The following is a 15,078-nucleotide window of genomic DNA, read 5'->3' as shown; positions in this document are numbered from 1 at the left end:
TCCATCTGACAATTAAAAAACAATAAAAAAATAAACAGATGAAATATTTTCCCATCATAATGTTCGGCTCGATAATTTTTTTATCGTGCAACAATGAACAAAAAAGCAAACAGCAATCTTCTGCAACTACAGAACAAAAGATTGTAAAAACTACGCCAATATTGAAAGGCGGGCTATCCACTTTATCGAAATTACCTGCGCAACTCGCCGCTTACGAAGAAGTTAGTATTTTCCCTAAAGTGAATGGGTATGTAAAGAATGTTTTAGTTGATATCGGTTCAAAAGTCAGCACAAATCAACTGTTAATGACGCTCGAAGCGCCCGAACTGGAACAAGCTTCTGCAAGTGCCAAAGCCGAATTTGAAAAAGCAAAATCAGATTATGAAATCAACGAAGAAAATTATAATCGTTTGCTCGAAGCATCACAAACAGAAGGTGCAGTTTCTGCAATGGATTTGGCTTTGGACAAATCGAAAGTAACGTCTTCGCTTGCAACTATGAAAGCTGCACAAGCTAATTGGCAGGAACAGGAAACAATGCTGCAATACTTACAGGTTCATGCGCCGTTTTCGGGCGTGATTACAGCACGCAATGTGCATCCCGGCGCGCTTGTGAGTAATTCGATTAAAGATGTTCCTATGCTGGAACTCAAGCAGGAAGCGCATTTGCGCTTGCAGGTAGATGTTCCTGAAGACATTGCTGCGAATTTGAAACAAGGCGATTCTGTATCTTTTTTAATTCCTTCATTAGACAATAAAAAAATGAGCGGCGTTATCAGCAGAATTGCCGGCAATGTAAATCCCGAATTTCGTTCGGAAAGGATTGAATTGGATGTAATGAACGATGGCACCTTGAGTTCAGGTATGTATGCCGATGTAACGATTAAAACAACGCCGATGCCGAATGTTTTTCACGTGTCGTTATCTGCTGTAACCAATCTTCCGACAGGAAAATTTATTACCGTGAGAAAGAATAATCAAAATGAAAAAATTAAGGTAACAACTTTTCATCAAACAGCCGACAGTATTGAGATTAAAGGAAATTTTCAGGATGGGGAGAACGCGGTTTTAAACGCAAGCAATTAAATGATTAATGACAAAGTGCAGAACGTATAAACATAAGTTCTGCACTTTTTAAAACGGCAAAATTCTCCTAAAATTGTTTTCCGTCTTTCATCAAATTTTTAAATTCCTACATTTGTAAAAACTCGAAATTTTGAGCATTACCATTTCCACTAAAGATTTAGTAAAAACTTATCGCAACAGAACCGTTGTGAACCATGTTTCCGTAAACGTAACGCAAGGCGAAATCGTAGGTTTACTTGGACCGAACGGCGCGGGAAAAACCACATCGTTCTATATGGTTGTTGGATTGATAAAACCCGACGAAGGTACGGTTTACCTGAACGAAGAAGACATTACAAAATTGCCGATGTACAAACGAGCGCAAATGGGCATCGGTTATCTACCGCAGGAAGCATCGGTATTTCGCAAGCTGAGCGTGGAAGATAATATTCTTGCCGTGCTTGAAATGACAAAGCTGACAAAAGAAGAACGCTACACAAAACTGGAATCGTTGTTGGAAGAATTTAGTCTGCAGCATGTACGCAAAAACAATGGCGACAGCCTTAGCGGCGGCGAACGCCGCAGAACCGAGATTGCACGCGCGCTTGCTGTAGATCCGAAATTTATTTTGTTAGACGAACCGTTTGCAGGCGTTGACCCAATTGCGGTAGAAGATATTCAGGCAGTAGTCGCAAGGTTGAAATATAAAAACATCGGCATCTTAATCACAGACCACAATGTAAACGAAACACTTTCCATTTGTGACCGCGCATATTTATTAATTGAAGGAAAAATATTCAAGCACGGAACCGCCGAAGAACTTGCCGATGACGAGCAAGTGCGTCGCCTCTATCTCGGCACCAACTTTGAACTGAAACGTAAAGACTGGATTTTAGAAATGGGTAAAACACCTGTCGCAACAAAACCGGAAAGCGAAAAAATTACTGAAAAATAAAGAAAAGAAGCTGTCAATTTTTAACAGCCCCTTTTCTATTACCGGCTAAATTAATATTCAAAATCTTTACTCAAATCTGCAACATGCACCACAAATTTTCCCGGTTCAGTTACTCTTTTCAAATCATTATTGATAAAAGATAATTTATCTTTTGTAATGGTAAATGAAACCGTTTTTGTTTCGCTTGGTTCCAAGTCAATCTTCTCGAACCCGCGCAGGCGCTTCACTTCAGGCGTTATAGATGCGACCAAATCGCTCACGTACATCAGCACCGTTTCTTTGCCTTCGCGCGCACCCGTGTTGGTAACATCTACGCTTACCTTTATTGGCGCATCATCACTTAGTTTATCGGAACTTAAACGAAGATTGCTGTACTTGAAAGTTGTATAGCTTAATCCAGTACCAAACTCCCATTGCGGATTGTAGCCCGCAATTTCATCGTTTACATCTTTATCTTCCGTATATTTTCGATAATAAGTTGTAAAACTATTTGTATAACGCGGATACGTAAAAGGCAATTTTCCTGAAGGGTTTATTTTTCCATCCAAAACATCTGCAATTACATTGCCGCCTTGGTTGCCTAAATAATATGCATCAATCACAGCGGAAGTATAAGGCTCTATTGCAGAAATCACGCGCGGTCTGCCTTCCGTGAGTACAAGAATAATCGGCTTTCCGGTTTTTGCCAATGCTTTTGCCAGTTTTATCTGCGGTGTGGAAATGGTTAAATCATTAATATTTCCGGGCGTTTCGGCGTAGCTCGATTCGCCGGCGCACAACACAATCACGTCTGCATCTTTTGCTTTGGCAACAGCATCATCTATATTTATCGTTGAATCAAAAGACACGCCTTGTTCGTAACTAACATTTTCGTTTCCGAAAGTTTGTTGCATAGCTTCGAGTATGGTGTTTTTATCTTTTTCCGTTTCGTCGGAAGTTGTTCCCTGCCACACTCTCGACCAGCCGCCGTCGAGAGAACGCATCGTGTTGGCAGATGCGCCCGTTACCAATATTTTTTCATTTTTCTTTACCGGCAAAATATTGTTTTTATTTTTTAATAAAGTAATACACTGCGCAGCAATATCATAATTCACTTGCTGATGTTCCTTTCCGCCGAAAAGCGGGTAATCATCAGCGTTTCCGGTCGGATACTGAAAAATTCCCGATTTATATTTTACATACAAAATACGGCGCACGGCATCGTTGATGCGGCTCATAGAAACTTTACCTTCTTTTACCAAAGCGAACAAATCTTTGGTAAAAGAAAAATCGGTCGGCACCATGCTCATGTCAATGCCCGCGTTGATTGCCATGCGCACAGCGTCTTTATTGTCCACCGCAACATGATGACGTTGGTACAAGTATTCAATGTCTTGCCAATCGCTGCACGCAAAACCTTTAAATTTTAATTCTCCTTTCAGAATATCGGTGAGAATATGCTTATTCGCATGAACAGGAACGCCGTTGATTTCGCCGCTGCAAACCATTACCGTTAATGCACCTTGTTTCACGGCTTCTGCAAACGGCGGCAGAAAATATTCGCGCAATTCTCTTTCGGGAATCCACGCGGGCGTGCGGTCGTGTCCGCTCAACGGCATACTGTAACCCATGTAATGTTTGAGGCACGCAAGCACATGATATTTGTCGCTTACATCATTTCCATGAAAGCCTTGTATCATCGCAGTTCCCATCGTTGAAACGAGCAAAGGGTCTTCCCCGAATGTTTCCCAAAAACGAGGCCACAAAGGCTGCCGACCAATGCCCAACACAGGACTGAAAACCCAAGGCGTAAACGACGCACGCGTTTCGTAAGCGGTTACTTCCGCTTCCTCTTTTGCCAATGAAGGATTGAACGATGCAGCCATTGCAATTTCCTGCGGAAACAAAATGCTGCCCGATGTATAATTGTTGCCGTGTATCGCGTCAATGCCGTACAGAATGGGAATTTTGGAACCTTCGGACAAGGCTTGCTTTTGAATTTGCGTGATGAGTTGCTGCCAGTTTTGGCGCGTTTGCGCATCGCCGCCTACATTCAATATCGAACCGATTTTATATTCGCGCAAAGCCGCGCCCAGCTTGGCTGTATCCAGTTCGTGCGGATTGGTTACGTTGCCGTTTGCGTCTGTTTTTAAAAATGCTTCAATGCTTATTTGCGTCATCTGTCCTACTTTATCTTCAAGCGACATTTTGGACATGAGCTTATCTACAAAAGCGTAAGCCTTTGCATCGCTGTTTTGCGCGTTTATGATATAAAAATTTAACGTGAGTAAAAAGAAAAAAACTATTTTTTTCATGTATAATTTAATTTTATAGTTTAATTATTAATAATTTAATTTTTATGATTAATAATGATTTACCAATGTTTTATTTGTTTAATAAAAGGCGCTAACTCCGCCGCAATTTGTTGATGTTCGTCCACATCGGGATGTCCGTCGCAACCATGATAATATCTTTTTTTAAAGAAATAATGATATACATTTTTATCGCCTTCATTGTTGATTTCTTTTTGTACAGATAATAAATAATTCCGCAAAACTTTATTCAGATTTTCATCAGCCATCGGGCTTGTGAGTAAAATAAAAGTCGTATTCGGGTATTTGCTGCGCAATGTTTTTACAAACTTCACATAAGCGCTGCAAAACTTTGTAGAGTCTTGGATTCCGTCGTTCTGCCCCAAACAAATCGTTGCCACATCAGGCTGCATTTTATTCATATTCCATTCGATAGAATCGTTGCGCAGCATCAGCTTATCATACACCTGCGGCATCGTTATTTTCATTCCGCAACAGCTATGTATTAGTCCGATTCCGGAAACTGCCGAAATAATCCATCTTGCATTTAAAGCGCGCGCCACAGTTGGACCGTAACTCATATACGCATTGTGCTGGTCTTCCCAGCGTCCCGCACCGCAAGGCGTTTGCGACAAATCGCTGCTCGTGCCGCACGTAATGGAATCGCCGAAATATTCGATTAAATATTTTGAACTATCTTTTTCGTTAACCAATTTTCTACAACCAATTCCCACGACTTCGAGATAACCAATGCCGGACTCCGTGTCTTTACAAACGAGCAACGTATGTTTTCCTTTGGATAAATTTTTTGCCACCCAAACCGTATCTGTTTTCGCTGAAAGCATGATGCGGCGAGGCTTTCCGTCCACAACTATTTCAATATAATTGTGCATAACACCGTAATTTACTTCATCATTTAAAACTACATAACAGTCTGGACCTACAAATGTTGTATAAAAATAAACGCCCGGCGACCAGAAGCGCGGCAACTCAGGATTGCTACAATCTATTCGCCCTACATAGTGAATTGCTTTGTTGGAAGCATCAAAAAATTTTAATCGACGAAAAGTTTTTGCAAAACAAAAATGGTTCAGCAATAAAAATAAAACGAGTAATTTTTTCATTCACATTCATTTAATATTCATTCAATCTATTCCACCAGGTTTTTTTAAGGATGAATAAGACAACTAAAAGAATAGTTATTGTAATCAGCAGCGGCAATTTCATCTGCAATACCACATACATCGGCAGTATGGTTAAACATAATTGTCCAATAATGCCAAGCACCACATTGAACATATTCAGTTTAAAGTTTTTATTGCCCGCAAACATGGCATCTTCTTCGACAACCTTTTGATGAACAGGTTTCCAAAATCCCCAGGGGCGAATGGTTTTGTAAAAAGATTTCAATACCGCTTCATCCGTAGGCGGAGCAGTGTAACTACCGAGAATCGAACCTGTCAGAGATAATATGAAAATCACAATCCAATAATATAAATCCAATCCCTTCAGTATATTTAAAGATTTTAAAACTGCGAGTGCAATTGCCGGAACAATACCGGCAAGCATTCCCCAAAAAAATCCGCGTGCATTGAAACGCCACCAATGCCACTTCAACATATTGGATGCAATGTAGCCGCCATACAAGCCAGACACAATCCACTGCAAAATCGTATTCACATCTTTAATAAAACAGCCCAATCCAATGCCAATGATTACAACACCAACGCCGGCGATGTAGTTCATAGAAATAATTTTTTTGTTTGACGCTTCCGGGTTGATATATTTCAAATAAATATCATTCACAATGTATGCCTGCGCGGCATTCAGCGTACCGGAAAAAGTTCCCATAAATGCTCCGAACAATCCCGTCAAAACCAAGCCCATTAAGCCTGCGGGTAAAAATGTATTAATGGTTGCGGGTAAAATAGTTTCAAAATCTGTTCCGTTTGTTCCTTGTATTTGCGGATGAATTTGATTGAAATACAACAATCCCAAAACCGTTAAACCTATTACCAGCGTATATCTTACAGGCATTAAAATAATGGAAACAAAACCACTCATCTTGCTTGCCTCTTCGGGCGAGCGCGTGCTTAAAATTTTCTGCATATCATAGTTAGGTGCAGGACCTGCAAGACTTGCAAATACGCCTTTGAACAACATCATCATAAAAAACAAACCGAATAACGAATAATCGTCGCTTTGTATTTTTTTATTTGCATCGGCTGTAATGCCCGTCCAGTCAAGGTTTAAGCGCCATCCAAAGAAAGGATTTATCCAACCTTTCGGCACATTCACTTGTTGTCCTTTTAAATGAATCATTGCAATCACGCCAACGCTTACACAAGCAATAGTCATAATTGCATATTTGATAACATCGCCCAAAACAATGCTGTGCATTCCGCCAATTACCGCATAGAACATGGCGAACAAAGTAAATACCACACCATAAAAATGCGGCACATATTCCGCTGAAACATGAAACGGAACATAAGGCGCAACGTACTTCCAAGGAACAAAAATTTCCACAAATTTTCCCAATCCCACAAAACCGTAAGCCATAAAACCCAAACAACTTAACAATGCAAATACAACTACAATATTGTGCGATGCGCGAACGCCCGTGCCTTCTTTTCCAAAGCGCGTTTCGAGCCATTCCGCGCCTGTTGTAGCATTTGACCTGCGCAGCCATTTTGACAAATACATCATCATAAATACCTGATTAAATACGGGCCACAACCAGGGAATCCAGATGCTTTTCATACCGTACACAAAACACAGACTCACGAGCCACATCGTACCCGAAATATCAAACATATCGCCTGCATTACTTAAACCAAGCATATACCAAGGCAATGATTTTCCGCCGAGCAAATAGTTTTCTTTATTCAGCCGCGCACGCTTGCGCAGTGTCCATCCGATAACCAGCATGCTGAGCAAATAAGCCAAAATAATAATAATATCTATGAGCTGTAACTTCACTGCGAGTTTTACACCTATGCTTTTTATTTATATAAATTTTCTTTTGCCGCATCTTTTAAGAAGAAAGTATTCTTTTGCTTGTAAAATTTTACAAAATCTTCTGCGGACATATCGCCTTTAAATGGTACGTAATAATGAATGTGCGGATGCTCCGGAGTGCCTATTTCGCCGGCATTTCGCCACACAAGCAAATACGCGATTTTATGTTGATTAATGCCTTTCATCAGCTTTTCCGTCCACCATGTTTTGTACGGAATACGCTCATAACCGGTTTCCGCTAACGCGAATAGTTTTCCTTTGTCGCCGGCAATTTTTTCTATTACGGATAAACAATTATCCAAATTCTTTTCAAACACATCGCTGGTTGCCGCATCTGCTGATTGATAAGAATCCAAGCTCAGCACATCCACTACATCATCTCCGGGGTAACGTTCGAGAAATCCGTTTGCATCTTTAAAATTATCCGAAGGATTATATACAATGAGCAAATTGTGCAAATGTTTTATATCGCGCAAATAATGAATTTGATAACGCCACAATTTTTTAAAGTCGGCTGTGCTGCAAGTATTGGCGCACCACCAAAACCAGTTGCCGGAAAACTCATGAAACGGTCTGTATAGAATAGGAATTGCTTCGCCGTGCGCACCTTTCAAAGAATTTAAAAATGCCGCAACTTTATCCAACCAAGTTTGATATAAGACATGATTGATGCCGCCGGGCAAAATGCTCTCCACCGTTCCATGCGTGGTATCCCACGCCGTTTTGCCATTGCCTAAGGGACTTGGCGAATGCCAACTGAAAGTAATAACACCGCCTTTCGCATAAGCCCACTCCACACAACTTTTTACAAGCGAAAAAGGGTTTCCGTCAATATCTTTATCATGGTCGCTTTCAAGTCCGCTTAAATCACAACCGAAAAGCCCCGGATAATCGCCGGTGATGCTTTTTACATCACTGCTGTCTTTCTGATATTTCCAATGAATACCATACGCCAAATCATCTTGATGCCCGAAAAGAAAACCCCGTAACGAACTATTTTTTAAATTTTGATAAAGATGAATGGTTTCTTTGGTTGCATTTTTATCGGAAGGAAAATTGCTTTGGGCAAATGAGGTTGAAATATGTAAAACAAAAAAAAACGCGAGTATATATTGCTTTCTCATCGTGAAAATATTTTGTTCTTACGCAATTTTCGTAAGATAATTAAAAACTCTGCAAAGCTTATATGGCTTTGCAGAGTATATTTTCTATGTAGGCAAATAAGCAACTCTATTATTTTATCAGCATTACATTATCAAAATAAAATGTCTCATCTACCGTATTTCCCGGCACAAAGAATGCAACTGTACTTAACAATTGTGAACTATTAGCGCTCCAGTTTGTCGAACCGAAATTCCACATCAATGTAGGAATGGCTATTTTAAAGAATTGCCATGTATTTGGCTGAACGGTTATCGGATTGGTCTGAGTTTGAGCAAATCCTGAATTACCCCATTCAAGATACAATGTTTCTTGCATTACACCGCCCTTTACCCAGAATGATAGATACTGCCAATCAGATGAGTAAGCAAGTCCATCAGTAGTGCCGCCGCCACCTTGCCTGAATCCATCTATCCACCAAGCTCCGCCATTAAATGTCATTGCTCCGGAAGCACTACCGCTTTTATATACTGAAGTGCTTACATTAAATGGACCCCAAGACCAACTTCCCCAACCATTTTGTGTAGCATCAGTAAAAATTTGATAAGCCTTATCAATGTTGTTAAATACAGTTGTTGATATTGACGTATCTTTTGTTCCGTCTGTTTGAGTATAAGCAAAAACCAGATTACCCTGCGTAATATCGGTTTGCGGGAATTTTACCACCATTATGGAATCATTTACCGATACAATCTGCACTGGATCGATTATACCATTGGATTCAATGGAAGTTCTGATTCCCTTGATAAATAAATTATCGGTACTTGCAAAACCTACTCCGTATAGTGTATCTATTCCCCCTGCTGTAAAGTCATAATCGGAAACTCCATTTGTTGCATTAATCGTAGGAGCAGGAGCCAATACCGTGAAATGATACTTTGCCGTTCCGTACAAGGTAGTTACCGTAAGCGTATCGGTAGCCAAAGGAGCGCGATAAGGCGTATTGCTGGGAACCTGTACAACAATAGTTTGATCTGTTCCCAAAGAACGATTGAAATAAGCCTGCGTACCATTGAAATACACTCCGGTAGCAGCACCTAAGTTCGAACCATGAATGACATAATAATTACCCAAGCTACCGACACTGGTTGCAGAATCAAAAGCTGCGGTAGAATTAGCAATCGTTGTATCTGTCGTTGAGGTAAGGCTACCCGTGCTGTCGTACGACTGATGTGTTGTTACGGTTGTATCGTAATAAACCGTTTTATTCATTGTATATACACTTGTAATAACAGGTGCACCTTTCCCCGGCGTATAGCCCATATAATCGTATTTCTTGTTACAGGATATTAATGCTGCAACCAGCAAAAACGAGGTACCTATTAATTGTTTATATTTCATCTGTTTACTTTTTAATGTTTTTAATTATCAGATGGAATTCGCCAAAATAATCATCGCTTTAGATATTCAAAGTTCTTATGGCTCATTTCATTTTATAAGTTTTATCGTTTACCATGTGAAATCATAAGGAACAGGAGATTGCAGCAATTGCGGATCAGAAGACGACTCATTACTCGGCACCAGACAATAAAAATTATCATCTGTCAAAGTAACTTTTGATGAATAAAGAACAGACTTATCAGGATAATTATTTGCATAAGTCCCTCTCTCCTGCTGCGCAATGATAGCTCTCGCCACAGGATGTGGTGCAGATTGTATTCCATTGTTTGTAGTGGTTGCCTTAAAGCCGTCTATACGACCTAAATCAAACCAATAATCTTGCTCCAATGCAAATTCGAGTCTTCTTTCATTTAATAATTGTTTATAGGTAAACGACGTTACTTGCGGCGCACCGGCTCTTGCTCTTACCATATTGTAATATTTCAAAGCTGTAGGGTCGGAAGTAGCAGCTGAAGTATCAATGCCTTTGCTTGTTACAGGTTTTGCCTGTTGCCCTAAAATTGCTTCAGCTTCAATCAGCAATATATCTGCATAGCGCATGATATAGGTATTATTCCCGCCGGCTTGTGCTATTGGCGGAGCTAAGCTATTGTCAGGGTCGCCGGGAGCACCTATAACATACTTCTTACATTGCGCCTGTGTTCCCTGCGAACTTGCATTTAACGGCAATGTATATCCGCCATTGTTTACATCCAGCTCCGCATAATGCTCTCCCGGCAACATAATAGTAAAATGCCTGCGTACCGTGTCTCCTCCTTCTGCTTCAAAAGCTTTAACCAAATCGATGGTTGGCGCAGCAGAGCCGTAACCGTCGCCGGTTTGTGTTATGGAACTACTATACGCCCATGATGCTTGTATAGAATTGCCATAATCGTAACCCGTCCCCGGTCCATGCGGTGTCCATTGCATTGCCAAAATGGATTCTTTATTATTGTTATTATTTGTAATAAAGAGGTCACCAAAGTTTGGCAATAATGAAAATTCGCCACTATTGATTACTTTCTCGGCTTCTATTCTTGCACTATCGTAATTCTGCATATACAGATAAACCTTTGCCAGCATCGCTGACGCCGAACCACTCGAACCGTGTCCGGTTGCCGCAACATTTGGCGTACAATTAGCCTCAGCAAATTTCAGGTCTCTTACAATAAATTTATATACGTCAGGAATGGAACGTGTAGGTACATTTTGAAAATCATCGATATTATCCGATGGGTTTTCTATCAAAGGAACATTCCCAAACGACCTTACTAAGTAAAAGTAAGCTACAGCACGCATCAGGTGTGCTTCGCCCAAAGCGTTGTTGATAGCGTTTTGCGCAATAGCAGAAGTATTGGCAGTACTAATATTGGTAATTAAAGCATTGCATTGAGCAACTACCGTGAAAGGAGAGTTCCACAATGTACGCAATTCAGGATTGTCCGATGATACCGGCATTGTGCCGAAAGGCGCCACATCGGATGACCATGAACGAAGGTTACCACCTGAAATTTCGGTAAGCGACCAACCACATTTGTTGTTCCAACCAAACCATGGCGTACCGTATAGAGGAGTAGTGGCTGCAGCCAATTGGTCCGCAGTCTGATAATAAGAACCTGTTGTAACAGAAGTTCCCGGTACGCGGTCAAAAAAGCTTTTGCTGCATCCTGCTAAAAGCCAACTTGTAATCAATGCAAGACTTGCAATATTTTTTATTTGTAGCTTCATCTGTATATTTTTTATGTTTTTTGAATTGCCAAATGGAATTTGCCAAAATCATCATCGCTTTTGTATGCAAGATTTTTATGGCTCATTTCATAATATTATTAGTTATAAAAATTAAAACTGTGCATTAATACCAAATGTGAACACTCTCGGCGAAGGATATCTACCCAAATCAATATTCTGCATGGTCGGGTCCTGATTGTGAGATCCTACTTCAGGGTCAAGACCTGAATAACCTGTAATCACAAATAAATTTTGAGCACTTATATACGCTTTCAAACTTTTCATGGCTATGCGCTTTGCCCAGTTGTTCGGAAGATTATATCCTAAACGTACATTTTGGAATCGCAGGAATGATGCACTTTCCAGCCATCTGTCAGACATTACAAGATTGGCATTACCGAGTCCCGGATAAGGTGCAGGAACATCTGTATGCGTATTTTGCGGTGTCCAAAAATTGGCGGCGGATGCAGACTGATTCAAATATAAATCCGATAAACCCATTGTTCTTACTGCCAAAGCATTCAGTATTTTCCCTCCTTGGGAGCCGTAGAGAAATACGCTCAGTTCAAAATCTTTGTAATCAAATGTATTGGTCAATCCGTACGTAAAATCGGGGTTAGGACTTCCCAAAGCATATTGCGTATTGGGTGCTCCGTCATTATTGCCCTGATATTCAAGGTCTCCATACCAAACATGGTTAGGATTTGTACGGTCACTGGTAACTACTTGCGCCGTACCCGTAACATTTTGTGGGTGTGCAGCCAAGTATTGTAAGTCCGATTCCGAATTAATAATACCTTTTACTTTATAACCATAAAACTCGCCTACCGGCATACCTACTACTGTTTTTGTAATATTAGACAAGGTTACATAAGCCAAAGTCAGGGACTGGTTGATAGCAGGTGCACCATTCAACGACATTACTTTATTATTGTAATGAGAGAATGTGAGAAGTGTATTCCATTGGAAATCTTTATGCATAATATTCTTGCTGTTGATACTAATATCAAATCCCGTGTTGCGAATATTACCCGCATTAACATAAGGTGCGGAAATTACCGCGGTCGCGTCTCCGTAATCATTTGGTCCGCCTACGAGAAATGCCGGCAAAGGCTGGTGGAACAAAAAGTTTTTAGCAGTTTTGACATAATAATCAAAGCTACCGGAAATTCGTTCATTTAAAAGCCCGAAATCCAAGCCCCCATTTGACTGAACGGCTGTCTCCCATTTTAAATTTGGATTAGCAACATTTGCCACTACAAAACCGGTTCCTGACGCTACTACTCTTGCATTCAGCACCGATCCGTAAGCATAAGCCGGGACACTCGAATTTCCGTTTGTGCCATAACTCAAACGAAGTTTCAGAGTACTCAATACATTTTTAGTATTATTCATAAATGACTCATTCGATATTTTCCAGGAAACTGCTACACCGGGAAAATAACCTACGTTATTCCCTTCATAAAAATTTGATGATTTATCTCTGCGAATGTTAGCAGTAATGCTGTACTTATTGCCATAAGTATAAATTACACGTGCCAGAAAAGATTCCATTACTGAAGGAGACTCTGTTTCCGAAGCAGGATTTTGCGTAGCAGCAAGCTGAATACTCTTTAAATCATTGCCTGCAACAAAACCACTTGCTCCCATACTCAATTGGTCCCAGTCGCTTTCCCATACTTCGTGCCCTGCTATTGCATTCACACTACTTTTTCCCCATGTATGATTGTAATTGAAATATTCTTTCCAGCTCCAGTAAGTACTATTGCTCAGCATCCTTTGCAATGAAGCATTATTATTTGTCAGCCATGTGTTTGGGTCGGTTCCGGTCATTCCATAGTTGTAAGTGGGATTAAAAGTATAGTTATCCGCCCAATTGAAATCTCCATCTAATTCTGAATGTAAAGAAAGGTCTTTAAAGAAATTAATATCCGCATACACACTTCCATTCACTTCGCTTCGAATCAGATTATTGGTCAGAGACAAAGCCTGCTGAACAGGGTTTATATTCCCTTGTCTTGTGCCCGTAGAAGAAACCGAAGGTCCGGCATACGAACCATCAGCATTATAGATTGGTTGGTCAGGCGGTGTTAACAATGCGTAATAAATTATACCTGTATTGTCGCCCATACCTACATTCTGATTGCTGCGCATTGCACCAAAAGTGCCACCCATTTTCAGCCAGTTATTTACATGAGAGTTTATACTGGCTCGAAATGTATAACGCTTGAAATTAAATCCCAGCACTGTCCCATCCTGGTCAAAATATCCGCCGGAAAGATAATAATCTGTTTTATTGGAGCTACCCGCAACAGAAATATTATGGCTTGTTTCTAAAGCATTTCTAAAGATAGCTTTCTGCCAATTGGTTCCTGTACCCAATGCTCCCGGATTGGCAAATTCTACGCGAGGCTGCTGACCATAAGCAACAGCAAGATTATTCTCCAGATTAGCATATTGCTGCAAATTCATCATCTTTAAATATTTGCCCTGCGATTGCCAGCCTACAAAAGCGTCATAAGATAAAGTTGTAGTTCCTCTGCCATGCTTGGTAGTAATGAAAACTACTCCATTAGCGCCGCGACTACCATAAATAGCAGTAGCCGCCGCATCTTTCAGTATGTCGATAGATTCAATATCATTCGGATTCAGCATTGCTAAAGGACTTACACCCGTTTCTTGCTGAGAACTTCCGGGAGTAGTCAATTGTACACTTGATGCATTCCCAGACATTTCCACCCCGTCAATTACGTATAGAGGGTCCGTTCCACCAAAAGAAGTGATACCGCGAATATGTACGGATGTTGCGCTTCCCGGCTGACCGGAGTTTTGTGTAACAGTAACACCGGCAGCTTTACCTTGCATCATCTGGTCCACGCTTGCTTGCGGAAGGTTTGCAATATCTTTTGCACTAATCGATGATGCAGCACTATTTACATCTCCCCTTTTCTGTGTACCGTAACCAATCACAACCACATCCCCCAATTTTGAATCGGCGGACTCCATTTGAACATTCAAAAGCTGTCCGTCAATAATCGCTTTGACAACGTCTTTTTTACCCGTATAAGAAAATTGCAGCAATTTGGTATTTACAGAGATCGTAATTGTAAAATTACCTTTATCATCCGTAAGCGCGTGCCTGGTACCGCCTACCTCTTTTATGGCAACCAAACTTAGCGGCTGCCCGCTTTCATCTTTCACATTACCGGACACCGTACGCGTTTGAGCAAAAGCAAAAGTTGCCGGCAGCAGGAAAAAGATAAAGGCAAAAAATCTGTAAACTTTTCTATTAATCATCGTTTGTAAGTTTTGGACAAAAATAGAGCATAGCACATCACATTTATAATACTTTATAAACTATTACTTGTTATTTTTTAACAAAATAATAAAATTGCAATCGATAGCAAGATTTTAATTAGACAATTATCTTATGCCCTTATAAGACATAAGACCCTTATAAATACTGTATTTTATCTTA

General features: G+C 40.4%; 9 protein-coding genes. 2 read left to right on the top strand and 7 right to left on the bottom strand.

The genetic code is table 11. From position 1 onward, the window contains the following. Positions 1–38 precede the first annotated feature (38 nt). Both A9P82_RS13780 and lptB read left to right on the top strand, forming a co-directional pair. A complete protein-coding gene (locus A9P82_RS13780) occupies positions 39–1,085 on the top strand; it encodes an efflux RND transporter periplasmic adaptor subunit (protein ID WP_082915358.1) in 1,047 nt (348 codons plus the stop codon). A 130-nt stretch (positions 1,086–1,215) separates the two neighbouring features. Beyond that, complete coding sequence (lptB, locus tag A9P82_RS13775; RefSeq protein WP_082915357.1) at positions 1,216–2,019, top strand: LPS export ABC transporter ATP-binding protein; 804 nt, start codon at positions 1,216–1,218, stop codon at positions 2,017–2,019. 50 nt (positions 2,020–2,069) lie between these two features. Here lptB and A9P82_RS13770 read toward each other — a convergent pair whose 3' ends face one another. The 7 genes from A9P82_RS13770 to A9P82_RS13740 all read right to left on the bottom strand — a co-directional run bounded on the left by A9P82_RS13770 (position 2,070) and on the right by A9P82_RS13740 (position 14,897). Continuing rightward, positions 2,070–4,313 carry a glycoside hydrolase family 3 N-terminal domain-containing protein gene (locus A9P82_RS13770; RefSeq protein ID WP_066208768.1) on the bottom strand — a complete coding sequence of 748 codons (2,244 nt, stop codon included), beginning with the start codon at positions 4,311–4,313 and terminating at the stop codon, positions 2,070–2,072. Positions 4,314–4,372: 59 nt separating this feature from the next. Further along, positions 4,373–5,434, bottom strand: a complete 1,062-nt coding sequence (locus tag A9P82_RS13765) for an SGNH/GDSL hydrolase family protein (protein ID WP_066208766.1) — start codon at positions 5,432–5,434, stop codon at positions 4,373–4,375. 10 nt (positions 5,435–5,444) lie between these two features. Further along, on the bottom strand, positions 5,445–7,292 hold the full coding sequence (locus A9P82_RS13760; RefSeq protein WP_066208764.1) for a sodium:solute symporter family protein: 1,848 nt from the start codon (positions 7,290–7,292) through the stop codon (positions 5,445–5,447). Positions 7,293–7,315: 23 nt separating this feature from the next. Further along, a complete protein-coding gene (locus A9P82_RS13755; RefSeq protein ID WP_066208762.1) occupies positions 7,316–8,455 on the bottom strand; it encodes a glycoside hydrolase family 26 protein in 1,140 nt (379 codons plus the stop codon). A 109-nt stretch (positions 8,456–8,564) separates the two neighbouring features. Beyond that, positions 8,565–9,833: a hypothetical protein gene (locus A9P82_RS13750; protein WP_066208760.1), complete on the bottom strand. Its 1,269-nt coding sequence runs from the start codon at positions 9,831–9,833 to the stop codon at positions 8,565–8,567. Between the two features lie 108 nt (positions 9,834–9,941). Beyond that, positions 9,942–11,600, bottom strand: a complete 1,659-nt coding sequence (locus tag A9P82_RS13745; protein WP_066208758.1) for a RagB/SusD family nutrient uptake outer membrane protein — start codon at positions 11,598–11,600, stop codon at positions 9,942–9,944. A gap of 111 nt (positions 11,601–11,711) precedes the next feature. Continuing rightward, positions 11,712–14,897, bottom strand: a complete 3,186-nt coding sequence (locus tag A9P82_RS13740) for a SusC/RagA family TonB-linked outer membrane protein (RefSeq protein WP_066208756.1) — start codon at positions 14,895–14,897, stop codon at positions 11,712–11,714. Between the last annotated feature and the right edge of the window lie 181 nt (positions 14,898–15,078).

This window comes from Arachidicoccus sp. BS20 (assembly GCF_001659705.1).
Classification (GTDB): domain Bacteria; phylum Bacteroidota; class Bacteroidia; order Chitinophagales; family Chitinophagaceae; genus Arachidicoccus.
The sequence above is the reverse complement of the archived record's forward strand: the minus strand, read 5'-3'. Positions and strand labels throughout refer to the sequence as shown.